The 24,932-nt window shown below is 41.7% G+C and carries 22 protein-coding genes; 13 read left to right on the forward strand and 9 right to left on the reverse strand.

Annotated features, from left to right (window positions below; all coding sequences use genetic code 11):
* Positions 1-299: 299 nt before the first annotated feature.
* The 5 genes from BN3282_RS01845 to BN3282_RS01865 form a co-directional block, all read right to left on the reverse strand.
* Positions 300-1,109 (reverse strand): Cof-type HAD-IIB family hydrolase, encoded by an 810-nt coding sequence (locus tag BN3282_RS01845; protein ID WP_059066858.1) that lies wholly within the window; start codon positions 1,107-1,109, stop codon positions 300-302.
* 5 nt (positions 1,110-1,114) lie between these two features.
* Positions 1,115-2,500, reverse strand: coding sequence for a UDP-N-acetylmuramoyl-tripeptide--D-alanyl-D-alanine ligase (locus BN3282_RS01850; RefSeq protein ID WP_059066448.1), 1,386 nt, complete (start codon positions 2,498-2,500; stop codon positions 1,115-1,117).
* Between the two features lie 217 nt (positions 2,501-2,717).
* On the reverse strand, positions 2,718-3,782 hold the full coding sequence (locus BN3282_RS01855; protein WP_059066449.1) for a D-alanine--D-alanine ligase family protein: 1,065 nt from the start codon (positions 3,780-3,782) through the stop codon (positions 2,718-2,720).
* A 54-nt stretch (positions 3,783-3,836) separates the two neighbouring features.
* A complete protein-coding gene (locus BN3282_RS01860) occupies positions 3,837-5,285 on the reverse strand; it encodes a nicotinate phosphoribosyltransferase (protein ID WP_059066450.1) in 1,449 nt (482 codons plus the stop codon).
* Between the two features lie 156 nt (positions 5,286-5,441).
* Complete coding sequence (locus BN3282_RS01865; protein WP_059066451.1) at positions 5,442-6,176, reverse strand: lysophospholipid acyltransferase family protein; 735 nt, start codon at positions 6,174-6,176, stop codon at positions 5,442-5,444.
* A 202-nt stretch (positions 6,177-6,378) separates the two neighbouring features.
* Here BN3282_RS01865 and BN3282_RS01870 point away from each other — a divergent pair, with 202 nt between their 5' ends.
* From BN3282_RS01870 to BN3282_RS01930, 13 genes are all read left to right on the forward strand, one after another.
* Positions 6,379-7,281, forward strand: coding sequence for an NAD(P)/FAD-dependent oxidoreductase (locus tag BN3282_RS01870; RefSeq protein ID WP_059066859.1), 903 nt, complete (start codon positions 6,379-6,381; stop codon positions 7,279-7,281).
* Positions 7,282-7,371: 90 nt separating this feature from the next.
* Positions 7,372-7,785 carry a protease complex subunit PrcB family protein gene (locus BN3282_RS01875; RefSeq protein ID WP_059066452.1) on the forward strand — a complete coding sequence of 138 codons (414 nt, stop codon included), beginning with the start codon at positions 7,372-7,374 and terminating at the stop codon, positions 7,783-7,785.
* A 10-nt stretch (positions 7,786-7,795) separates the two neighbouring features.
* Positions 7,796-9,355, forward strand: coding sequence for a DUF3794 and LysM peptidoglycan-binding domain-containing protein (locus BN3282_RS01880; RefSeq protein WP_059066453.1), 1,560 nt, complete (start codon positions 7,796-7,798; stop codon positions 9,353-9,355).
* 77 nt (positions 9,356-9,432) lie between these two features.
* Entirely contained in the window at positions 9,433-10,326 is an 894-nt protein-coding gene (gene ispE / locus BN3282_RS01885; protein WP_059066454.1) for a 4-(cytidine 5'-diphospho)-2-C-methyl-D-erythritol kinase, read from the forward strand.
* Positions 10,310-10,981: a GntR family transcriptional regulator gene (locus BN3282_RS01890; RefSeq protein WP_059066455.1), complete on the forward strand. Its 672-nt coding sequence runs from the start codon at positions 10,310-10,312 to the stop codon at positions 10,979-10,981. The genes ispE and BN3282_RS01890 overlap by 17 nt, the downstream gene beginning before the upstream one ends.
* A gap of 71 nt (positions 10,982-11,052) precedes the next feature.
* Positions 11,053-11,694 carry a stage II sporulation protein R gene (spoIIR, locus tag BN3282_RS01895; protein ID WP_059066456.1) on the forward strand — a complete coding sequence of 214 codons (642 nt, stop codon included), beginning with the start codon at positions 11,053-11,055 and terminating at the stop codon, positions 11,692-11,694.
* On the forward strand, positions 11,691-12,869 hold the full coding sequence (locus BN3282_RS01900; protein ID WP_059066457.1) for a cation diffusion facilitator family transporter: 1,179 nt from the start codon (positions 11,691-11,693) through the stop codon (positions 12,867-12,869). Before spoIIR ends, BN3282_RS01900 begins: the two co-directional genes overlap by 4 nt.
* Before the next feature lie 44 nt (positions 12,870-12,913).
* Positions 12,914-13,633, forward strand: a complete 720-nt coding sequence (locus BN3282_RS01905) for an acyl-[acyl-carrier-protein] thioesterase (protein WP_059066458.1) — start codon at positions 12,914-12,916, stop codon at positions 13,631-13,633.
* Positions 13,634-14,452, forward strand: coding sequence for a CvfB family protein (locus BN3282_RS01910; protein WP_059066459.1), 819 nt, complete (start codon positions 13,634-13,636; stop codon positions 14,450-14,452).
* Between the two features lie 177 nt (positions 14,453-14,629).
* Positions 14,630-15,994 (forward strand): hypothetical protein, encoded by a 1,365-nt coding sequence (locus BN3282_RS01915; protein WP_059066460.1) that lies wholly within the window; start codon positions 14,630-14,632, stop codon positions 15,992-15,994.
* 99 nt (positions 15,995-16,093) lie between these two features.
* On the forward strand, positions 16,094-18,010 hold the full coding sequence (locus tag BN3282_RS01920; protein WP_154821477.1) for a sigma 54-interacting transcriptional regulator: 1,917 nt from the start codon (positions 16,094-16,096) through the stop codon (positions 18,008-18,010).
* Positions 18,011-18,042: 32 nt separating this feature from the next.
* Positions 18,043-19,320, forward strand: a complete 1,278-nt coding sequence (gene otnK / locus BN3282_RS01925) for a 3-oxo-tetronate kinase (RefSeq protein ID WP_059066461.1) — start codon at positions 18,043-18,045, stop codon at positions 19,318-19,320.
* A complete protein-coding gene (locus tag BN3282_RS01930) occupies positions 19,313-19,897 on the forward strand; it encodes a class II aldolase/adducin family protein (protein ID WP_059066462.1) in 585 nt (194 codons plus the stop codon). The genes otnK and BN3282_RS01930 overlap by 8 nt, the downstream gene beginning before the upstream one ends.
* A gap of 100 nt (positions 19,898-19,997) precedes the next feature.
* Here BN3282_RS01930 and BN3282_RS01935 read toward each other — a convergent pair whose 3' ends face one another.
* The 4 genes from BN3282_RS01935 to BN3282_RS01950 all read right to left on the reverse strand — a co-directional run bounded on the left by BN3282_RS01935 (position 19,998) and on the right by BN3282_RS01950 (position 24,896).
* Complete coding sequence (locus BN3282_RS01935) at positions 19,998-20,954, reverse strand: D-2-hydroxyacid dehydrogenase (RefSeq protein ID WP_059066463.1); 957 nt, start codon at positions 20,952-20,954, stop codon at positions 19,998-20,000.
* Between the two features lie 87 nt (positions 20,955-21,041).
* Complete coding sequence (locus BN3282_RS01940) at positions 21,042-21,884, reverse strand: class I fructose-bisphosphate aldolase (protein WP_059066464.1); 843 nt, start codon at positions 21,882-21,884, stop codon at positions 21,042-21,044.
* Between the two features lie 27 nt (positions 21,885-21,911).
* Complete coding sequence (locus tag BN3282_RS01945) at positions 21,912-23,264, reverse strand: GntP family permease (protein ID WP_059066465.1); 1,353 nt, start codon at positions 23,262-23,264, stop codon at positions 21,912-21,914.
* Between the two features lie 120 nt (positions 23,265-23,384).
* Positions 23,385-24,896 (reverse strand): FGGY-family carbohydrate kinase, encoded by a 1,512-nt coding sequence (locus BN3282_RS01950; RefSeq protein WP_059066466.1) that lies wholly within the window; start codon positions 24,894-24,896, stop codon positions 23,385-23,387.
* Between the last annotated feature and the right edge of the window lie 36 nt (positions 24,897-24,932).

A 24,932-nucleotide genomic window follows, 5' to 3' on the forward strand; every position in this document is an offset into this window, starting at 1 on the left:
CGGATATATTGATGATCCGGCAACCGGATAAAACAGAATGATCTGTATAGAGCAGATCATCAGACTGTGCTTTTGGAAAAACACAAAACTCTTTTTTATAGATGCGCCTCTAAAAAGATACTCTTACTTTAACACAATAAAAGGCAAACTACAACAAAAATAAATTCCGCTTCCGCTCCATTTCGCTATCGGCAGTCGCCGAATGAAAAGAAACAGATCATACCCTGTTTACATGCAAGCATGACACATGGCATGATCTGTTCTTTTCGCACTGCTTGTTGCTTCGTTAAATTTCTATTTTACTGCATAAATGTCTGAATGACATGGAGTATTCCGTCTTCATCATTGGATCTGGTGATGAAATCAGCACTGTCTTTTACAATAGACTGTGCATTTTCCATAGCGACGCCTAATCCGGCATATTCAATCATGGAAACATCATTATAACCGTCGCCGCAGCAGATCATCTGTTCCGCTGTCAGTCCGATACTGTTTAGTAATTTCTGGAGGGAATATGCCTTGTCAATATGCTGCGGCATGATTTCCAGGAAAAATGGTTCGGAGCGATAAATATTTAAGAAGCTGTGATATTGCGCCTTTAATTGAGACATGCATGTTTTCAAAACAGTAGGTTCACCCGGGATTAAGAGCTTATTTACAGGAAAAGACAAGGCAGAGGGAAAATCATCTACCAAACGTACCTTCATTTTATTAATAAAGGCTTCCTTTTGTGTATATTCGTTTGGGGCAATGCCGGAAATAATGGTATCTGCGTCATAGGAAATGATATCCAGTCCGGGAAAATTTCGAATAAATCGGTAAATAGGCTCAATGACTTCATGGGGGAGTGTCTTGTTATAGACGGTCTTTCCTGTGGAACACTGGGTGATACGCGCTCCATTGAAGGAAAGGATATAACTTCCGTATTTTTGTAATTCTAGTTTTTCGGCAAGCGGCAGGACACCATTGATGGGGCGGCCGCTTGCAAGAACGACTTTTTTGCCGTTTTCCTGTATATGGAGAAGTGCTTGACGGGTAGGTTCAGTAAGTTCTTTTTTGGAGTTAGTCAGGGTACCGTCAAGATCTAGGACGAGCATCTGATAATCCATCATTTTTACCTCATTTCTTTTAAATGTTCGACAATTTCAGGAAATTCCATTCCGTGAGAGGCTTTGACAAGAACCGTATCGTTTTTCTTAAGGAGCGTATTGGCCTTTTCCAGAAATTCTTCTTTTGTTTTAAAATAGTAAATAGCTGTTTTAGCGTTTTCGGAGCCGGTAAAATTTGCTGCTCCTTTTGCCATATATGCAGAATGCTCACCTATACAAATGAGGACATGGATACCGCTTTGTGCGGCGTAAGCGCCTACTTCTGCGTGCAGCTCGTTGATGGTAGGACCTAACTCAAACATGTCTCCCAAAACGGCAATGGTACGAGTGTCTGCTTTGGCAAGTACGGAAAGAGAAGACTTCATGGAGGCGGGATTCGCGTTATAACAGTCATCGATGATCGAGAGGAATTTTGTCTGGATCAGATGGTTTCTGCCGGCAAGAGGCACTAAACTTTCGATGCCCTTTATCATTTCCTCCTCCTTCATACCAAGTGCCTGTCCTACAGCGATGCCTGCAAGCGCGTTATATACCATATGTTCTCCGGGAATGCGGATATGGGCGTGAAAGGCTATACTTGGAGTAGAAAACCTTGCGGATGTACCGTTTAATCCCTGATCGTCTATATGATCCGCATGATAAGGCAACATGGCATCAAGACCAAAATATATCGGAGAAATACCGTTTGCGGGAACAAAATTCTTGAGTTTATCATCATCCCCATTGAGTATGATGGAGCCGGAAGGATTCATATACTCCAACATTTCTGTTTTGGCTTTCAGTATGCCGTCACGGGATTTTAGATTTTCCAGATGAGCGCAGCCGATATTTGTGAAGACACAGATATCCGGACGCGCAATTTTCGCAAGTCGGCTCATTTCGCCAAAATCACTGATCCCCATTTCGAGTACAGCGATCTCATGTTCTTCTTTCAAACGAAAAACAGTAAGAGGGAGGCCAATCTCATTATTAAAGTTGCCTTCTGTTTTCAGTACATTGAACTTTTGAGACAAGATGGAAGCAATCATTTCTTTTGTACTTGTTTTTCCCACACTGCCGGAGATACCGATCACTTTGACATCCAGGGAGCGGCGGTAATGTTCGGCTATATCCTTTAGAGCCTGCAGAGTAGAGGAGACAAGAATATAGGGAAAATCTGCGTGTTCCAATTTGTGTTCTGACACTGCGCATAGAGCGCCGGCCTTCATCACCTGCGGGATGAAAGCATGCCCATCTGCACGGGCTCCTTTTACTGCGATAAACAGGCTGTCCTGTTCGACTTTCCGACTGTCGATCACGACACTTTTGACTTCTTTCAGAGCGGTCTTAGGGCTGCCGAAATAGGTACCGCCGCAGGCGGCGGCAATTTCTTTTAAAGACATATGTTTCATAAGGTTAAGTCCCTTCTGTGTTCATTTCTTTTATGGTTCTGCACAAAGTATTAAAAAAGTTTGTATTTATCAAAGGCGTTGTTACGATCTAAGTGTACATCTTTCAAAAACCAGATGATCCAAAGCAAAAATATAGGAATGGCAATCCATTGCCGGATAAGTGTAAGTAAGGCTCCTTTTTAGATAGAAAGTATAATGGAAAGTATAGATGTGTGTATCAATTAGAAGGTATATAACGTGCTTCTAAAGACTTCTGTATGATCAGTTCACATAAATCTCCATACTCAATGCCCACGGCTCTTGCCTCTTTGGGCAGAAGGCTTGCGGCAGTCATTCCGGGGAGTGTGTTTATTTCAAGACAATACAGTGTTCCTGCTTCATCCAGGAGAAAATCTGCTCGGCTGTATACGTTTAATTTAAGCGCGTGATAAGCTTTTACGGTCAGATCCATCATTTTCTTTTCAATCTCAGAACTGATATCGGCCGGGCAGACCTCCTTAGAAGCCCCGTCTTGGTATTTGTTGGCATAATCGAAAAAGCCGGTCTTAGGAATGATCTCAATAGGCGGAAGGGCTTTGCCGTCGATGATGCCGCAGGCAAATTCACGGCCTTTGATATAGGGTTCTATGACGACTTCATCTTCATAGCAAAAGGAATTTTGAAGCGCTTCTTCATATTCTTTTTCTGTATGTACGATGTATACACCGATACTGGAGCCGCCGGAACAAGGTTTTACAACAACCGGAAGAGAAAGCCCGAATCGAGCGAGTGATCTGTCTGTATCTTTTTTATGCAGACAGCCGCCTCCGGGGGTATCTACTCCTGCCTGTAGGAATATTTGCTTTGTCAGACCTTTATCCATAGCGACGGCACAGCCGAGAGAGTCAGGGCCGGTGTAGCGTATCCCGAGCAGATCGAAAGTTGCCTGGAGCTTGCCGTTTTCTCCTTCTCCGCCGTGCAGTCCAAGGAAAGTAATGTCTGCCATACGGCACAGTTCAATGACATTAGGCCCCAGAAAACATGCAGATTTGTCGGTACGAGATGCTTTGACAGCCGCTATATCAGGTTCTGTAGTGTGGATGCCTCCAGCAATCTCCAATCCATGTCCAGGGAGAGTAAAGACATCCTCCAGATTGTCAGGTGGAGTTTCTAGTCCCAGAAATACATCGAGCAGATAAGCGTCATGTCCCTTTTCTAATAGTGTTTTACAGATTCCGGCGCTGGACATAAGAGAAACATCTCGTTCTGTGCTTAAGCCTCCTGCCAGTACAATGATTTTCATAATGATTGCTTCCTTTCTTTAATGCAGAGTGTTGTTTGACTTGATTTTACCTGTCTAGACACTTAAAGAGTCCAAGAGTTTGGTTTTCGTATCGTAGAGTCTTTGAGACAGATCTACATATACCTTGTGTGGATAAAATAATCGTTTCGTTTCATCCCACAGGGTCTCTTTTTCCTGACGGCAGTAATCTGCGATTTCCATGACAGAAGGAGACGTATAGACACATTCACCGTGTATGAATACAGGTTTTAGAAGTTCACGTATTGTATAGCTGCCCCCGGGCAGGCGTGTCTTCTTCCATGTAGCATTTGGATCAAACAACAGAAGTTCTTCAGAAGTATCATAGGTTTCTTCTGCAAAACAGATCAGATCGGCACGTATTTTCCCGGTTTCTTTATCATAAATGCGATATATGGTCTTATTGCCGGGATTCGTGATTTTTTCTGTATTTTCTGAAATCTTGATCTTAGGAACAAATTCCCCGTTTTCATTTTGAATAGCAGCGAGTTTATAGACACCGCCGAAAGATGGGCAGTCTTTGGAGGTGATTAGATTTGTACCTACGCCCCAGGAAGTGATAGCGGCTCCCTGCATTTTCAGATCATGGATCAGTAATTCGTCCAAGTCGTTGGAAGCGGCGATCACAGCGTCAGGAAAACCTGCCTCATCCAGCATTTTACGCGCTTTTTTAGAAAGATATGCCAAGTCTCCGCTGTCAAGACGGATTCCGTAGCTTCTAGGTTTTATGCCGGCTTCTTTCATTTCTTTAAATACTCGGATGGCATTGGGAACGCCGGATTTCAAAGTATCATAGGTGTCCACCAGAAGTGTACAGGAATTGGGGTACAGTCTTGCATATTCTTTAAAAGCTGTGTATTCATCTTTAAAACTCATGATCCAGCTATGGGCATGAGTTCCCATTACAGGTACGTCGAACATTTTGCCGGCAAGGACATTGGATGTGCCGACACAGCCGCCGATCATAGCGGCGCGCGCACCGTAAAGTCCGGCGTCCGGTCCCTGTGCCCTTCTCAGACCAAATTCCATGATACCGTCACCTTGTGCGGCAAAGACAACACGGGCTGTTTTGGTAGCGATCAAACACTGATGATTGATGATATTTAGGATAGCGGTTTCGACAAGCTGCGCTTCCATAATAGGCGCAATGACCTTGAGAATGGGTTCTTTTGGAAAGATGACCGTTCCTTCGGGAACTGCATAGATATTACCACTGAAATGAAAACCACTTAGATAATGCAGAAACTCTTCGCTGAAGATTCCCAGTTTTCTTAAATAGTCTACGTCTTCATAGGAAAAATTCAGATTTTTGATATATTCGATGACCTGCTCCAGGCCGGCCATGATGGAGTAGCCGCTTTTGTTTGGATTCTCACGGAAAAATACATCAAAGACAACCGTTTCATTTTCCTGTGTCTCAAAATACCCCTGCATCATGGTCAGTTCATACAGGTCTGTCAGTAATGTCAGATTATGCGCACTCATAATTTTCTCCTTTTTTATAAAAACCAGCTGTCTTGCGGCAGACAGCCATAGAGTAATCGGGGAGCCGCACTTACTGCGGCTTTGCCCTTGACGCATATTATAGCATATATATAAAGTAAAAAACAGGTATCAATCAAAAAATTGATACCCGTTCTTTTACACCAGTTCCGCATTTTTCTCTATCGTTTCCCGGATCACATTCTGCACATAACTGCCGATATGCTTTTTAGTCTCTTTATCGAGATCATCCGGATAAATAGGCTTGCCGTATTCGAGCACAACATGGACTTTTCTGATCTTGGGAAATTGATTCTCAAAAATTGCCGCTGTATTGTTCATGGAGATCGGTATGATCGCGCACCCTGTCTTGGTAGCAATCTTAAAGGCGCCCTCTTTGAAGGGGAGCAGACTTAATTCTTCGCCTTTGTTTCTTGTACCCTCCGGGAATATACAGATAGAAATCCCTTTTTTGATATAGTCGATTGCAGTCAAGATTGTTTTTAGCCCTTCTTTTGGATTTTCTCTGTCCAGAAAGAGACAATATAAAAAGCGCATCCAGGTAGACAAAAGCGGGATGTGCTCCATCTCTTTTTTGGCCACATAGCCGGTGAGACGCTTGCAGCGACTGTATGTAAGCAGAATATCAAAGAAACTTCTGTGGTTGCCGATAAAAAGTACAGGTTCATCCGGGATATTTTCTTCTCCGATGATCGTTGTCTGAACGGAGGTCATTTTTAGGATCATTTTAAATCCCCACTGCACGATACGCAGGGAGCTGTAGTCTCTCTTTTTACGGCTGCACTTTCCGATGATCCACTCTGCCAGAAATACAGGGATCGATAAGATGAGATAGAGTACGAGAAAAATCACAATACAGATAAAACGAAACATTTCATACATCCTCTTTTCTTTAAAAATGTCACATTTAAAACAATAGTAACGTAAATATAGATGCTTTTCAAGCATAATTATATATTATTATAAAATAAATTTATATAATTTTACATTATGATAAGGAGGCGTATAATAAAAAACAGATATAGGAAACATATGGAAGAACAAGAGGAAAATGAAAAAGGAAAGGATGAGGATGATGGTCTACGATATACTTATAATCGGAGCAGGACCGGCAGGCATCAGCGCAGGCATTTATGCGGTGAGCAGAGGAAAAAGAACAGTATTGCTGGAAAAGGAAGCAGTGGGAGGTGTGATCGGAAAAGTATCTACAGTCACACATTACTCTGCTTTGCTTCCAAATGAGACGGGATCTTCTTTTGCAGAGCGTATGAAAGAGCAGGCTTTGCATGCAGGAGTGGAAATCCGGTATGAAAATGTAACAAGGGCAGAACTAAACGGAACCATAAAGAAAATTTATACAGAAAAGGGACGTTACGAGGCTAAAAAGGTAATTCTTGCAAACGGCACTACTCCGAGAAAGCTCCATATCCTTGGAGAAACAGAATTGGCAGGCAGAGGGATTGGTATGAACGCTGCGAAATGCGGAAAAAACTATACCGGCAAGAATATATATGTTGTAGGAGGTGCGGACGGCGCTGTAAAAGAAGCACTATATCTGGCGCAGTTTGCAAAGAAATTGACGATTCTCCATTTTGAGGAACGCCTGGGCTGTATTCCGGAATTTTTAAATAAAATAAAAGAGACGCCGAATATATGTGTGCGTACGGGCTTTAGACTGCAGGCTGTATATGGTAAGGAACATGTGGAAAAACTAGAGATCAGAGGAGAACGGGATGGGCATGTGGAAACGATAGAAGACGATGGATGCGGAATCTTTGTCTATGCGGGCGCCGTGCCCAACACCGGACTATACGGAGATATTACCCTTGCAGACGGCTATATTGTGACGGATGAAAAAATGGGTACAAATCTGCCGGGCGTATATGCGGCAGGGGATATCCGAGCAAAACAAGTGCGCCAGGCAGCCACAGCAGTTGCAGACGGGGCAATCGCAGCGATCAATGCTGCGGCAGAATAGATATAAAGAAGAAAAATCTTTTGACAGCAGGGTATAATCCTGCTGTTTTTTTAATATGATAATAGAGAAAATATGCCGCGGAGAATGGAGATGGGAAAGAAAACATGTAAGTATATATGGCTTTTCTTCCTGGCGGTGCTTTTTCTGACGGGGTGTGTATCCCGGATACAGAAAACAGAAAAATTACAGGATCTTTCATTTACAGTATTGGATAAGGAGGCGGTGCCGGAGGAGTTAAAAGAGATGATCGAAGAAAATAAATCAAAGCCATTTAAACTTACCTATGCGGATCAGGGATACTTGTATATCGCACAAGGATATGGAGCACAGAAAAAAACGGGATACAGTGTAGAGGTCCTGGCGCTTTATGAGACGGAGAATGCTGTTTATATACATACCAACCTGCTTGGACCGGAGAAAGGAGAACAGACAAAAGAAGCAGCCACATTTCCTTATGTGGTCGTACAGCTTAAATATATAGAAAAGAATGTGATGTTTGATTAAGGAGGCAAGTATGGAACTGATAAAAAAGCAGATACATTATAATCAGGAAGGAAAGCATACGTTTGACCAGTTTGTGCTGGATGAAGATTATAATGTGCCGGACGCAAAAGAGGATGTGCGGCAGATCATTCAAAATATAGGAACGATCAAGGTGGAAGACATTCGGATGGTGGAAAATTATATCCGAGTCACAGGGAAGTTTTATTTCCAGATCTTATATTTGACAGATGCAATGGAAGCAAGACCGGGGGTGTTGGAAGGCAAACTCCCTTTCGAGGAAATGGTATATGCGGAGAATGAGGAGGGAGCAAACTATTATATCGAAAATATCCGGGATGAGTTCACAGTATCTGTGGTAAATTCCAGAAAAATCGGATTGCATGTAATGATTGAGATGGAGATAGGAAAAGAGAAGTTAGAAGACGAGGAGACAACTGTTGATGCAGAGAGTACAGTGCCGATCTATAAAAAAATGAAATCGGTAAATCTTCTAAAACTCAATACGACTAAAAAAGATACATACAGAATAAAAGAAGAGATCACACTGCCCGGTACAAAAGAGAGCATAGGCGTACTGCTCGTATCCAGTATAAGCAGCAGAAAGTTAGAGATCAGACCGGAGATGGATGCTCTCCTGATAAAAGGAGAACTGCTTGTATTCTGCCTGTATCTGTCAGAGGATGAAAAGACAGACTGGATAGAACAAAGTGTTCCTTTTGAAGGGCGTCTTGCCTGCGACGGAGTAGAAGAAGGCATGTATTATCACGTGCAGCATACGTTGGAAGATACGCTGGTAGATGTCCGTATGGATGAAGATGGAGAAATGCGGATCTTAGGGATTGAGGGTACCATCAATCTTCGGCTCAATATCTATGAGGAAGAGGAAATGGAATTGCTTGCTGATATGTACGCACTAGAGAAAAAATGTGAGTTTGAGACGAGGGAAGTAGTATACGAGGAACTCCTGATGCAGAATCATTCTAAATGTAAGATCGGGGAACGTCTTGAACTTCCGGAATTGAAAGATAATGTGCTGCAGATATGCCATAGCGAAGGAAATATTCAGACAGAGCATATAGAAAAAACAGATGAGGGGTTACGGATAGAGGGGATTTTACATCTGTCGTTTTTATATCTGCGTGCGGACGACAATATACCGTTTGGCAGCTGGCAGGGAATGATCCCGTTTTCTTACCTTATGGAATGTCCGGGGATCCCAGAGGATGTGAGATATAATTTATCCTATCATGTAGAACAGTTGTTGGTAACATTAGCAGGAAGTGAAGCTGTAGAAGTAAAGGCTGTTCTTGCATTTGATGTCTTCCTTAGAAAACCGATTCCTATGCAGGTCATCACAGAGGCACATCTGATAGAGACAGATGCCGAAGCGATGGAAAACCGTCCGGGGATCGTGGGCTATATCGTCAAAGCAGGAGATGAACTGTGGGATCTGGCAAAAACATATATGACGACGGTGGAAGGGATCAAAGAGGTCAACGCATTAGAATCAGATACGATAAAAGCAGGAGATAAGCTGTTGATTTTTAAAGAAAATATGAGTATACTATAAGTATTATGTATACAAGATACAAAGAAAAACAAACGATAACAGACAGGATCTGAAAAGTACAAGACGGAGGAAGCTAGATGAGACAGATAGAGTTAAAAGCGCTTGCCAAGATCAATCTTGGGCTGGATGTACTTGGAAAAAGGGAAAACGGTTATCATGACGTGCGCATGATCATGCAGTCGATTTATCTGTATGATGATGTGAAGATAGAAAAAACAGAAGAAAGCGGTATATTTCTGGAGACGAATCTGCATTTTCTTCCGACGGACAGCAGTAATATCGCTTATAAGGCGGCACAAATGTTGTTGGAGGAGTTCGATATCAGTCAGGGCGTGAAGATCGGACTGAATAAGCATATACCTGTGGCAGCAGGGCTGGCAGGCGGCAGTTCTAACGCGGCGGCAGTACTGTTTGGAATGAACCGCCTGTTTGCGTTGCATTTGACACAGGAAGAGCTGATGGAAAGAGGCGTAAAATTAGGAGCAGATGTTCCCTACTGCATTATGCGTGGGACGGTACTGGCCGAGGGGATCGGTGAACAGCTGCATAAACTTCCGGCTATGCCCAAATGTACAGTGTTGATCGCAAAACCGCCGGTCAGCGTGTCTACAAAAATGGTATATGAGGCATTGGATGCGAAAGAGATTCTTGTACATCCTGATATTGATGGTTTGATACAGGGACTGGAACAGGGCTCGCTTCGCCGGGTCGCTTCCTGCATGGGGAATGTGCTGGAAGACGTGACTATACCGATGTATCCGGTGATCGATAAAATAAAAGAAGAGATGCAGGCATGTGGAGCGCTCAATGCTATGATGAGTGGCAGTGGTCCTACTGTGTTCGGATTGTTTGAGAATCGGGCAGATGCAAGAAAAGCACAGGCAAGGATCAGGGAAAAAGCACTGGCAAAGCAGGTGTTTGTGACGAATATACACGGAGTAAGGGGGAAGCAGGATGGAACCGAAATTTGAAGTAACAATGAATGAGTATCTTCCTTTAAGAGACGTTGTGTTTAATACATTGAGACAGGCTATCTTGCGCGGAGAGTTAAAACCTGGAGAGAGACTAATGGAGATCCAATTGGCAAATAAGCTGGGCGTAAGCCGCACGCCCATTCGGGAAGCAATCCGAAAATTGGAACTGGAAGGACTTGTTTTGATGATCCCGCGAAAGGGAGCGGAAGTCGCGGAAATCACAGAAAAAAATCTGCGAGATGTACTAGAGGTGCGCTGCGCACTTGAAGAATTGGCCGTACAGCTCGCCTGTGACAGAATTGATAAGCAGGGAATACACAAGTTGCAGCAGGCGGCAAAAAACTTTGCGTCTGTGCTGGACAGTGAAGACATTACAAAAATAGCAGAGGCGGATGTTGCGTTTCATGATATTATCTATATGGCGACAGAGAATCAGAGACTCATCCAGCTCTTGAATAATTTGCGGGAGCAGATGTACCGATACAGAATCGAGTATTTGAAAAAGAAAGAGTATTATCCGCGGCTTTTAGCAGAACATCAGGATATCATCCAGGCAATCGCAAACAGAGAACATGAGCGGGCAACGAAGATCACAAGCCAGCATATTGACAATCAGGTAGAGACAGTGGCAGACACGCTGCGTCACAAGTAAGAGATATTTTTGTATAAATACAGCAGATATGTCCATACTCTTTATATCAGTTAGATGGAAGGAGAATACATATGGACAGAACGTATATAGAGAAACATGCAAATCAGTTGATTTTTTTTCTGGCTATCTTAATTGCTACGATCGTGACTGCGGCGGCTATAGGCAGAACGCGGACGGCGGAAGCGGCAAAGAGACAGGAACATCTTGCAGAGGAGGTCTTGAGATTCCATGTTCTGGCAAACAGTGACAGTCAAAGAGACCAGGAACTTAAATTGAAAGTGCGGGATGCAGTGCTTAAATGGATGGAAGGCGAGCTTCCCAAGGCGCTTGACGTAGATGAGACGGCAGGCTGGCTTAGGAGGCACACGGATGAACTGGAAGAGATCAGTAAAAAGACTCTTTTGGAAAACGGTTCGGACGATACCGTGAGCGCCGCAGTGACGACCTGCTATTTCCCAGATAAGACATATGGGGATGTGACATTTCCGGCGGGCAACTATGAGGCGCTCAGGCTAGAGATTGGAAATGCCAAAGGGCATAACTGGTGGTGTGTTCTGTATCCGGATCTATGCTTTCTAGATACGACGAATGCGGTGCTGCCGGATGAAGGAAAGAAAAAATTAAAAAATGTACTAACGGAGGAGGAATATTCTCAGATCACAGCAGAGACGAAGTTTCGGATCAAATGGTATTTCTGGGGAGACGATAAATGACAGAATTTTTAGTCAGACATTTTGTAAAAGATTATAAAGAAGTAGAGAAGGTGTCCGTGCGGACGGCATATGGAGTGCTCGCCAGCATTGTGGGCATCTTCTGTAATGTGTTTTTGTTTGGAGTGAAGTTTATCATCGGTATTTTGACGGGGAGTGTTTCCGTTACGGCAGATGCCTTTAATAATCTGTCCGATGCGGGATCTTCTGTGATCAGTTTTATCGGAGTGAAGATAGCCAGTAAGCCGGCAGATCAGAGCCATCCATTTGGGCATGGAAGAATGGAATACATAGCGGCCTTGGTAGTGGCTTTTCTGATCCTGCAGGTAGGGTTCACCTTTTTGAAAGATTCCTTTGGGAAGATTCTGCATCCGGCAGAGTTGGAATTTCAGATCGTATCTGTACTGATATTGGTCTTGTCTATCGGTGTGAAATTGTGGCTTGGACTGTTTAACAGGAAACTGGGTGAAAAGATCGATTCAAAGGTGATGAAAGCGGTATTTGTGGATTCTATGGGAGATGTGGTCACAACGAGCGCTACGATCCTTTCCCTTATCGTTTTCGGCTTCACGCAGATCAATATAGATGGTTTTATAGGAGTCGGCGTAGCTCTGGTGGTCATGTGGGCAGGTATTGGGATCGCGAAGGATACGCTGGAACCGCTGATAGGGGAAGCTATTGATCCGGAAGTCTATGGGAAGATCAAAAAGTTTGTGGAGAGTTATGATGGAATAGAAGGTACACATGATCTGATCGTACATAATTACGGACCGGGAAGAAGTATGGCGTCTATCCATGCAGAAGTGCCCAATGATGTGGATATTGAGCAGTCTCATGAGATCATCGACAGGATTGAACGGGACGCCGCGAAAAAGATGGACATTTTCCTTGTGATCCATATGGATCCTGTGGAGATGAAAGACGAGAAAGTGCTTATCCTAAGGAAAAAAACAGAAGAACTGCTAAAAGAGGTGGATCCTGCATGCAGTATCCATGATTTCCGTATGGTACATGGAGAAGAACAGACCAACCTAATCTTTGATATGGTGATCCCGATCGAATACGACGAAGACAGACGCAACCGGATTCCCTTGGAACTAATGGAAAAATTACAGAAGTTAGATCCCCGTTATCAGTGTGTGATCACGGTGGATTATAATTATGTCGCAAAAGAATAAAAGAAAATTTGGAATGCTAAGAGAAAAGAAAGAAGGAAAAACGCATGTATACGTTTGACAGTAGAGTACGCTACAGTGAAATAGACCATCAGGGCACTATGACCCTGCCGGCATTGATCAACTATTTCCAGGACTGCAGTACCTTTCAGTCAGAAAGCCTAGGGCTTGGGATGAAAGCTTTAAGAGAAAAGAAGAAAGCCTGGGTACTGTCATACTGGCAGGTTGTGGTAGAACGTTTCCCAAAACTGGCTGAGAAGATTACGACAGGGACGTTTGCTACGGAGTTTAAAGGATTGTATGGGAACCGTAATTTTTTCATGCAGGATGAAACAGGCAAAAGAATCGCCTGTGCAAATTCTATATGGGTATTCATGGATATAGAGAAGGGACGTCCGGCTCGTCCAGAGGAAGACGACATCCTTCCTTATGGGACAGAGGCACCTCTGGATATGGAGTATGAAGGGAGAAAAATTAAAATACCCCAGGAATGCAAGAGCCTGGAACCATTTCCAGTGAGAAAATATCATATTGATACAAATGAGCATGTAAATAACTGCCAGTATGTGCAGATGGCTCTGGAAGTCATACCGGAGGATACACCCGTACATCAGCTGCGGGTAGATTATAAAAAATCTGCCGTTTATGGCGATATGATCTATCCTAAAGTAGCCTTTGAAGCAGACAGGACAGTAGTAGAATTGTGTACGGCAGACAGCAAACCATATGCAGTTGTAGAACTAAAGGGAAATGAGAGGAGGATATAGATGCGATTAGGAGAAAAACAGATGCTGACCGTGGTGAAAAAAGTAGACTTCGGGGTATATCTGGGAAATGAAGAACAGAGAGTTTTGCTGCCGAAAAAACAGGTTCCGGAAGGGGTGGAACCGGGGGATCCTGTGGAAGTATTTTTATATAAAGATTCTGCAGACAGATGGATCGCGACGACCAACGAACCTAAGATCACGTTGGGGAAATTAGCCGTTCTTGAGGTGGCGGATGTAGGAAGAATGGGGGCATTTTTAGACTGGGGACTGGAAAAAGACTTATTCCTGCCTTTCAAAGAACAGACGGCAAAAGTAAAAAAAGGAGATGCCTGTCTTGTCAGTCTGTATATCGACAAGAGTGAGAGACTGTGCGCCACAATGAAAGTATATCCTCTTCTGCGGACAGATTCTCCTTACAAAAAAGATGATCAAGTGACGGGGATCATTTATGACACAAGTAAAGAATTTGGCGTTTTTGTAGCAGTGGATCATATGTATTCTGCCCTGCTCCCAAGGAAAGAAGTTTTTGGAAATCTGCGGGTCGGACAGGAGATCACGGCGCGGGTGACAGCAGTAAAAGAGGACGGCAAATTGGATCTGAGCATAAGGGCAAAGATTCCCGAGCAGATGGATAAAGATGCGGAGAAAATTCTTGAGGCGATCAATCGGTATGGCGGGGAGCTTCCCTTTACTGATAAGGCAGATCCGGAGAAGATCAAACAGGAATTCGGTATGAGTAAGGCGGCGTTTAAGAGAGCTGTGGGGAGACTCTTGAAGCAGGGGAAAATAGAAATATTGGAAAATAGTATAAGGGGATAGTGAGGAAACGCTGCAAGCGTTGCAACAAATGCGTTATATAATGTGTTTGTGCAACGCTTGCAGCGTTTTATGATAAGGCAGATATAAGCAAAAGGGGATGCGAAAAGTTGGCACACAAATTGCTATATATTTTAATGTAAGAAAAACACATTGTATATATAAAGGAGAGTGGATAGGATGGACTATACGAATTTGTGGGCAGGCTGTGCAAAGAAGAAGTCGATTGTAGGTATTATTGGAGCAACTCGTGGATATGGTTATACGTTGTTGGCGCAAATTCCAAAAGTAGAGTATATGGAACTGCGTGTCATCTGTTCCAGACATTCGGAAGAATGTTTTGATGTCCTCACAGAAATTGGCTATGAGAAAGATAATATGGTACTCTGCCGTAGCAAAGAGGAAATTTTACAGGCGGGAGAAAATAAGATCCTTATAGTGGAGGATTATAAACTCGTTATAGAGTGCGGTATTACAGCTCTTGTTGAATGTACCGGAAACACAGAAATCAGTTCTGCAGCTGCGATGATGGCACTTAAGCGAGGTATTAATGTGTACATGGTCTCAAAAGAGACAGACAGTGTATGTGGTCCTGTATTGAATAAAACGGCAGAAGAAAATCATGCGGTATATGCCTTAGTAAATGGAGATCAGCCGCGGAATTTGTTAGATCTTTATTCTTGGGGCCGAGCGCTTGGTCTGGAGATTATTGCGGCAGGAAAAGCAAGTGAGTACGATTTTGTCTGGGATTATGAGACAGGGGAACTGACGTATACAGACGGAACAGACAATATGAAGATTCTTCCAGAGATGAAGGAGTGCTGGAGATATGGGGGAATAGAGACTTTGCAGAAGAGAAAGGAACTCTTAAAGAGCTATACGGAAGTGATTTCTGCGGATCTCTGTGAGATGAATCTGGTATCTAATGTAACAGGGTTGATTCCATCTTCTGCTTTTTTGAGTTATCCGATCGCTAAGACCAGTGAACTGGCAGATATCTTTATTCCGGAAGAAGATGGTGGAATTTTGAAGAAAACAGGCGTGGTAGATGTCTTTTATAATCTGCGGGGAAAGGATGAGGCAAGTTTTTGCGGTGGAGAATTTATCATTGTAAGATGTGAAAATAAGAAAATGTGGGATTTGTTAAGGAGTAAAGGACATGTCATGAGTAAGAACGGAAAGTATGCGTGCATATATCTGCCCTATCATTATATGGGATTGGAGACGCCGCTGTCTATTCTGCTGGGAGATTTAAGCGGTCTCGGTACACATCCGGAATGCAGGCAGATTTCTGTGATGGCAGGAGTAGCTCAGAAAAATATAGAAAAGGGTACTGTGCTGAAAGTGGCAGGACATCATCACTCTATAGAGGGATTAGAGCCAGAGTTGATCGAGAGAAAGTCTGCGGATGATCTGGCGCCCTTCTATCTTTTGAATGGAGCAACACTGCTTAGAGAGGTGAAAAAGGGGCAGCCTGTTACTCTGAGGGATGTAGAACTGTCAGGAAATGCGTTTGAGATTTACAAGCAGGGATTAAAACTGTAGAATAGAAGGAAGGCAGCAGGGAGCACGCTTTGAGCCGGCAGAGGGGAGAAGGGGATCCCTGCTTTGTTGACGGCAGTATCTGGAGAGGAGGAATTTCTGGTGAATATATTATTGATCGTTCCATACCCGAAATTGGAAAAGACGGTGAGAAAAATTTATGAGGAATCTTTTAAACGGAAGAATCTACAGGTGGATATTCGCGTTTTAAGAGATAGAGAAGTGGAAGAAATAGATGCCGGCGGAAGATATGATCTGTTAATCGGAAGGGGCAATACGGCTGCGATTTTGAAGAAAAAATATCCAGATAAGTCTATTTTAGAAATTCCTATTACCGGGTACGATATCATGCGCAGTATTTTAGCAGCAAAGTCCCGTTTCGAGTCAAAACGGATTGCTATTATTGTTTCTTCTGCATATAATCATGACGAGAATGTATTAAGTATGGTGTTCGGTTCTCGCATTACAGTGCGGAAGGTATCGGATTACAGCAGGACAGCAGACTTAGTTGACGGATTGATACAGGAAGGATACGATACAGTAATAGGAGGCTATTCGGTAGAGTCGGCTGCAAAAGAGAAAAATATCCATGCGCTGACCGTTGAGACAGGAGAAGAGGCTGTTACACAGATTTTAAATGATGCGGTTAATATGACAGAGGTCATACAGACAGAAAGAGAAAAAAAGACGCTTTATGAAACGATCACACAGTCATCTAAGGAAGGAATCATATATGTAGGAAGGACGGGGCTGATCGAGCTGGTGAATCAAAAGATGCTGCAGCTTGGAGGAAACAGTAAGAGGATGGTAAACGGAGAAAAACTGTCAGAAATTTATCCCTTCTTTAGAGAAGGATGCGAGACAGTGCTACAGAAAGGAACAGCGCTTAACAACGAAATAGCAAGAACAGGATCCAGTGTCTTTTCGGTAGATTATATGCCTGTGAGCGTGGGAAATAAGGTGATGGGCGTTGTGATCACCTGCCAGAATGTAAAGAAAATCCAGCAGATTGAATCACAGCTTAGAAAAAAATTGTCTGAAAAAGGACTGGTGGCCAATTATACGTTTGCTGATATTATCCGAAAGAGCGAATTGATGGAAAAAACGATTAAAAACGCAGAAAAATATGCACAGGTTTCTTCCAGCATTTTGATTGTTGGTGAGACGGGGACGGGAAAAGAGTTGATGGCGCAGAGTATCCATAACGCCAGCAATAGACATGACGGCCCGTTTGTAGCTGTAAACTGTGCGGCGCTGCCGGAAAATCTTTTGGAAAGTGAATTGTTTGGTTATGTGGACGGAGCGTTTACCGGAAGCAGAAAGGGCGGAAAGATTGGTTTTTTTGAACAGGCGCATACAGGGACATTATTTTTGGATGAAATTTCAGAGCTGCCTTTAAGTTTTCAAGGAAAATTTTTACGTGCCCTGCAGGAAAAACAGATACGTCGTATAGGCGACGACAAAGTGGTAAATGTAAATGTGCGTATTATTGCAGCGACAAACAGGAACCTGGCTCTCATGGTGAAAGAAAAGAAGTTTAGGCAGGATCTGCTGTACAGGTTAGATGTTTTGAAAATATATATTCCTCCCCTCAGAGAAAGAAAAGAAGATATTCTTCCATTATTTTATTCTTTTATACAAAAGTATAATAAAAAATTTGACAAGGAGATCCGCTTTTGTACGAAGGAGGCAAAACATTTGTTGGAGAGTTATGCGTTTGAAGGAAATATTAGAGAATTGAGGAATCTGGCGGAAAGAATCGCCGTAATCTGTGAAGAAGAACAGATTACAGAGTATATGGTAAAGACAGCATTATATCCGGAGGATATATTTGCTGTGCAGGAACATCTCAGTCAGAAGGAAAAAGTAGATCCATATGTACAAAAAGAAATGTCAGAACAGGAAAAAATTGCACAGGCATTGCATATCAGCGGCGGAAAGAAGAAAGATGCGGCTGCTTTATTGGGAATGGACAGAACAACACTTTGGAGAAAAATGAAGTTTTATCATATGGAATAAAGAAGGACTTAAAGTCGGTTTGGAGGAAAGTGATGGATAAAAATCAAAATAGAATATTGCTAGGCTGTGTGGCGGATGATTTTACAGGAGCATCGGATGCGGCGAGTTTTTTGCAGGAGGCAGGAATGTGTACGCTTCTGACAAATGGAATCCCTGCAAAAGCAGAGATCCCTGCGGAAACAGAAGCAATCGTAGTGGCGTTAAAATCTCGTACCCAAAAGACGGCGCAGGCAGTGCAAGATGTGCTTGAAGTCATAAAGTGGTTGGAAAAGAAAGGGGCGGAGCAGTTTTATTTTAAATATTGTTCCACCTTTGATTCGACGAAGGAGGGGAATATAGGTCCTGTTACAGATGCTGTCTTAGAATATCTGAAAGCAGGATATACAATCTTGTGTCCGGCGCTTCCAGTGAACGGACGGACGGTAAAAAAGGGATGTCTCTATGTGCATGGAACACCTTTGCATGAAAGTTCCATGAAGGATCATCCGCTTACTCCTATGTGGGACAGCCGTATTAAATATTTGATGGAAGCCCAGGGAAGATATACTGCTTTCGAGCTTTATAAAGAGTCTATGGAAGATATTTATGCCAAGACATCCGGAGAGAAACATTTCTATGTAATTCCGGATTACGAGACAGAAGAAGACGGCAATACGATTGCGGCGGAATTTGGAGATTTGAAATTTCTTACAGGTGGTTCGGGACTTTTGAAACCTTTAGGAAAATATTTGCTGGATAAAAATAATAGAAAGCAGATGAAACGAGATAAAGAAAAGAAATACGATTTTACAAAAGCAGCGCTTTTTGCAGGCAGTTGTTCCGCGGCGACATTGGAGCAGATCGCTGATTATCAGATAAAAGGCGGAGTGTCTGTTCAGATTTCACCCCTAAAGCTGTTGGAGGGAACGCAGACAAAGGAAGACATTCTTAAGTTTATACGTACACACTCTGACAGAGACGTGCTGGTCTATTCTTCTGATACTGCTGATAAGGTGAGAGAAATACAGAAAGCTGGGAGGGAAAAAATCGCAGAGCTGATAGAAGATACCATAAGCGGTACAGCAAAAGAATTAGTGAGAGAAGGCTACAGCGGCATTATATCCGCAGGAGGAGAGACATCAGGAGCAATTATGAAAAAACTGGGATTTGATACATTTTTGATCGGAGACTCCGTTGCTCCAGGCGTGCCGGTCATGATGCCGCTCGATTGCCAAGAACTGAAACTTGTCTTGAAATCAGGTAACTTTGGACAGCCGGACTTTTTTACAAGAGCATTGAGAATACTGAAAGGGAAGGAAGAAAATGACTGAATTAGAGAAGAAGATAGAAGATGCCATATGGGTGGCGAAGGAATTATTTGAAAGGGGAAAAGCGACAGGGTCTTCTGCGAATTTAAGTTTTAAACATGACGGCTGCATTTATATTACAGGAAGCGGCACTTGCTTTGGGCGGCTGACGCCGGAGAGCTTTTCAAAAGTGGATGAAACCGGCGCATGGGAAGGGGAAAAGCCGAGCAAAGAACTGCCTTTGCATAAAATATATTATGAAAAATCAGAAAATATTAAAGCAGTCATCCATACGCATAGCTTTTATAGTGTCATGTATACATTTTTACAGCATAGCCAAACGAAGGATATTGTACCGGATCATACGCCTTACCTGAAAATGAAGGTAGGAACAATTGGGCTTGTGCCATATGCGGCTCCGGGAAGCGAGGAACTGTTTTCCTATTTTAAAAAGGCAGTGCCGTACAGTGATGCATTTCTCTTAGCGCAGCATGGTTCTGTAGTTGGGGGAAAAACAATCATGGATGCATTCTTTGGGATTGAAGAATTAGAAGAGAGTTGTAAAATAGCATGGACTCTGAGAGGGAATAAAATATTATAGGAACAATAAACAGACAGAAAAGGTAAACAGTACCCTAATATAAGATACAGAAAAAGAAATTGTGCTGAACTATTAGGGTACTGTTGAGTATGTTTGATTTTCATACCATGTTAATTGGTTCTCCGTTTAAAAAACTCTGTACATTGTTTATTGCTATATCCATCAAACGTTTTCTGCTTTCTTTTGCAGCCCATGCTATGTGAGGGGTAATAATACAATTCTCTGTTTGTAGAAGGGGATTATTTGCCAGTATTGGCTCTGTGGATACGACATCCACTGCAGCAGCATACACCTTTCCACTTTCGATTGCATGTGACAATGCCTGTTCATCTATAAGTGCACCTCGTGAGGTGTTTAAAAGAATAACTCCCTGTTTCATTTTTTTCAATGTAGATTCTCTTATTAAATTTTCTGTTTCCTTTGTTAATGGACAATGTAATGAGATGACATCTGAACACTTAAAAATAGTATCAAGATCTACATATTCTGCTATATCTTTTCCTTGCAGATTGGGATGTGCATCATGGGCATATACTTTCATACCAAGTGCTTTCATTCGTTTCCCCACTGCTTGTCCAATTCTTCCGAAACCAATAATTCCGGCTGTTTTTCCAGCCAGTTCAATGAGTGGATAATCCCAAAAACACCAGTCTTTACATTGTTGCCACTTACCGCTTTTTACTGCTGCATTGTGATGACCGATATGATGACATATTTCAAGCAGCAATCCAATTGTATATTGTGCAACCGCATCCGTTCCATATGTAGGAACATTTGTCACCACAATACCTTTCTGATGGGCAGCTTCTACATCAATAACATTATATCCCGTTGCTAAAACACCTATATATTTTAATTTTTCACTATGCTCTATCACATAGTTTGAGATAGGTGTTTTATTAGTCAATACAATTTCAGCATCTTTCATTCTCTGTATAATTACCTCGTTATCATTTCCTGTCCGATCATATATTTCCAACTCTCCTATACATTCAAGCTCGCTCCATGAAAGATCCCCCGGATTTTCTGTATATCCATCCAAAATAACTATTTTCATAAGCCATATCCTCCAATCACTAATATTAAAAACTAGTAAAAAGTACTTCGAAGCGGATTCAACCATCCGCTTCGAAATATAAAATTTTTAAAATTTATCATAGTCTTTTTTATTTTCAAGGTGTTCTAACAATTCTTTTGCCTCTTTTACACTATATTTTTCATGTATGAGATATCTAAGTACAATGACAAGAGCTGTAACATCTTTATAATCCCAAATAAAGCGACCCATTGTAACACCTCCGACCCCACAATCCATAGCATCTCTTATCATATTAAGATAATCATCTAATGTATGACAAGCATCACCGCCTTGAATAACGACTCTAAACGATGACGGTACACAAGATATTGCCTTTGCCATAGAATCAGGATCACCTGTATAAGTTGTTTTTACAATATCCATGCCTAACTCACAAGCGCTTCTAACACAATATGCGATATTTTCCCAAGCTGTTCTCTCTTGCAATGGTACATTTTCACCTTTTGGATAAACATGTCCGATCAAAGGCATTCCTTTTCGCATACATTCCTCTGATATTTTTCCGATTTCTTCAAATTGTTTTCCCTGAAAATCTCCCATAGTGATCGCGCCAACGGATACTCCATCCGCTCCCATTCTAATGGCCTCATCTACAGTGCCAAATACCACATCTCTGGTTAGATTGGCTGGAGCCGGATTAGATATTTTCATTAATATGGACGCCTCTCCGACATGTTTCCACATACAATGTTCTGCGATTCCTTTTGTCATTGTAAGCGCATCTGGTTTTCCGCGTAATATCTTATCTATTGCGCTCTGAATATCTTGGATTCCTGTCATATTAGCAATCCCTCGTGATATTGCATGATCGACTGTAATAGCCATCATTTTATTACTTTTGGGATTCACCAATCTACTCATACGCACTTCTTTTCCAAGCATTGCCATCTTTTTTCCTCCTAACTTTATCATCTATTATGTTAACGGCATTAATGTAGCTCCGATTAAGCAAAGAATAAATGCCATTCCATTTAAAGTAACTGTATTTAATGTATATGTTTTAAATCCGCCAGTAACACTTGCCCCTGACATATTAGTTACAACCCAAAAACCGGAATCGTTTACATGTCCTATAAAATTACCTCCTGCCAATGCGGCAATCGCTATATACACGGGATGACATCCAGCTGATCCGGCTACAGATGCCATAATTGTCATCGCGGTAATTGAAGCGACTGTTCCTGACCCTTGAGCCACTCTGAACAAAACGCCAATTAAGAATGTTACACACAAAATTAAAATGGTTGATGTTTCCCCTTCTGTTAAGCCGGAGACAAGTACTTCTCCTATATTTGTTGCTTGGATAACAGATCCAAATGCTCCGCCGGCACCGGTAATAAGAAGAACAACGCCGGCTTGTTTCAATGACTTGCTTACAGAATCCCCAATGGAAGCTAAGCCCATTCTCTTAACAAGAATTAAATAAGCAGCTAATAGTCCCACCAAAATAGCAATAGTCTTTTGCGCAAAGAAGGATACTAAAGCCGGTGCCTCATTTCCGGTTACAACTGGCCAAAAAGATCCAATTAAAATACATATTACGGGAAGAATAATTGGAATAAAGGCACTCCATGGTGAAGGCAGATTTTTGTCATCATTATTTGTTACCGTTATTTCTAACATACCCGTTTCATCTTTTTCGACATTCCAAAATTTGGGACGGTCCAGCAGTTTAAACCAGATAAACATTGCTACCATAGCAGAAAGAAGTCCTACGAGCATTCCCACAACTATAATATAAGATAAATCAAATCCCAAAATGCTTGCCGACGCCAACGGATTAGGAGTTGGCGGCACAAATGTTTGTGAACTTACTCCGCCTATCGCGATAGCTCCTGCGAAATAAGGCAATGGTTTTTTGGTTTTTTTGGCAACCGCTATTCCTAATGGGATTAAAATAACAAATGTTACATCAAAAAAGACTGGAATTGAAAGTAAAAATGCTGTAATACCTAAAGCCCAGGGTGCTTTCTTTCCTGGAAAGATTTTTAATATAAACCTTGCCAAAGATTCTGCAGCTCCGGAATCTTCTAATATTTGACCCATCATAATTCCAAATCCTATTGGAAAACCAATTCCTGTCATAAGGTTTCCAAAACCACTATTAATTGACTCTACAGTACCAACTAATCCCAGTTTACATGATAATCCCATATAAAGACTTGCAATAACCATGGAAATAGTCGGATTTACTTTAAATTTCAATATTAATATTAAAATGATCGCAATCGATACAATTAAATTAATGGTTAAAAATCCAGCACTCATTATACATACCTCCTCATGTTGTATTAACACACAATCAAGAAAGTATCATAAATCATCTGTTCACTCATTTTATATGTTTCATATTAAAATAAAATTTGACAAATATTTACATTCATTTTATTATGATAGAGTGCGGCTAGAGATTTTATGATTCACTTTCTTTAGTCCCTCATATATATCCTGATATTCAGATGCTCTTACCCCATATTCATTTAGCATCTGTTTATCAGGATAAAAAATTCTTTTTACATGTATCATATTACTTATTGCTTCTTTAAAATCTTTATAATATCCCTTTGCTACCGCTCCTATTATAGCTGCACCTAGTGATGCTGTCTCATCTGTTTGCAGTGTGACGATTTTTTTGTTAAATATATTAGCCTTTATTTGCACCCATTTGGCGGTTTTAGCTCCTCCACCTATCATTCGAATCTCGTTTATTGAGCAATCCGTTGATTTTTCTATGACTGCTAAATTCATTTTCATTTCATATGCCAAGGATTCTAAGACAGCTCGTGTAATATCTTGCTTCGTGTGTCCTACTCTCAAGCCTATAATTGCTCCTAATGATTTTGGATCATTATATGGTGTACCAGCTCCTTCTAAATGCGGAAGGACATAAATATCCGATGGAGTGTCTGTAGATTCTTCTATCATTTGTGTATATACATCTTTTCCATTTGCTGCACTTTTGCAATATAAAGTATTCTTATACCATTTTAAGAACAATCCGCCATTAATATTCATTCCCATCGTAATATAATTCGTATTATCTACATGACGATAGCAAGACAAACCATTCTTTTGCATTTCATGTTTCAATGTGACTTGAGGGAGAACTGTTACCATTGCATCAACCGTTCCGCATGCATCCATTAACATGCCTGGTTTTACAACTCCACTTCCAAGTGCTCCACATGCTTGATCATGCCCTCCAATCACAACTTCACAACGAGTGTCCAAACCACATAATTCTCTAACTTCTCTTGTCAGACTTCCTACAATAGTTATTGATGATACGGGGGTTGATAACTTGCTCTCACTAATATCGGCTGCTTCTAATACTGTTTTATTCCATTCAGGTTTCTCTACAGACAGCATCATGGTTCTGCCAGCCATTGAATAATCAATGTACGGACCTTCACCGGTTAACTTAAATGCGATATAATCTTGTACACAACAAAATTTCCATGCTCGATTATAGATATCAGGTTCATTTTGTTTGTGCCACATTATCTTATTAACTGTGTAAATTGAGCTAAAAGCATTTCCTGTTTGTTTATACAATTCGTTTTCCTCAAAATGATCTTTCCAAAACATATATTGAGGTACAGTACGATTGTCCATTGTCACTATAATATTGTACAATGGTCGTCCTTCCTTATCGATAGGAAGCACAGCTTGTGCCTGCGATGAAATTGTAATGGTTTCCACTGACGCTTTTGAATCGTGAATCGCTTTCTTTATTGCGGCAAGCACTTTATCTGCATAATCATAAGGATTAAGTTCTGCCCATCCCGTTTTAGGTGTTATTAATTCACATTCATAACGTGCGCATGAAAGAAGAGTTCCCTGTTCATCATAAACTGCCGCCTTTATGCTTGAAGTTCCTAAATCAATTCCACAAAACATATCTATCACCCTCTTTCTACTTTTATAATAAAATTT

The organism is Mediterraneibacter massiliensis, from assembly GCF_001487105.1.
GTDB classification, from domain to species: domain Bacteria; phylum Bacillota; class Clostridia; order Lachnospirales; family Lachnospiraceae; genus Mediterraneibacter; species Mediterraneibacter massiliensis.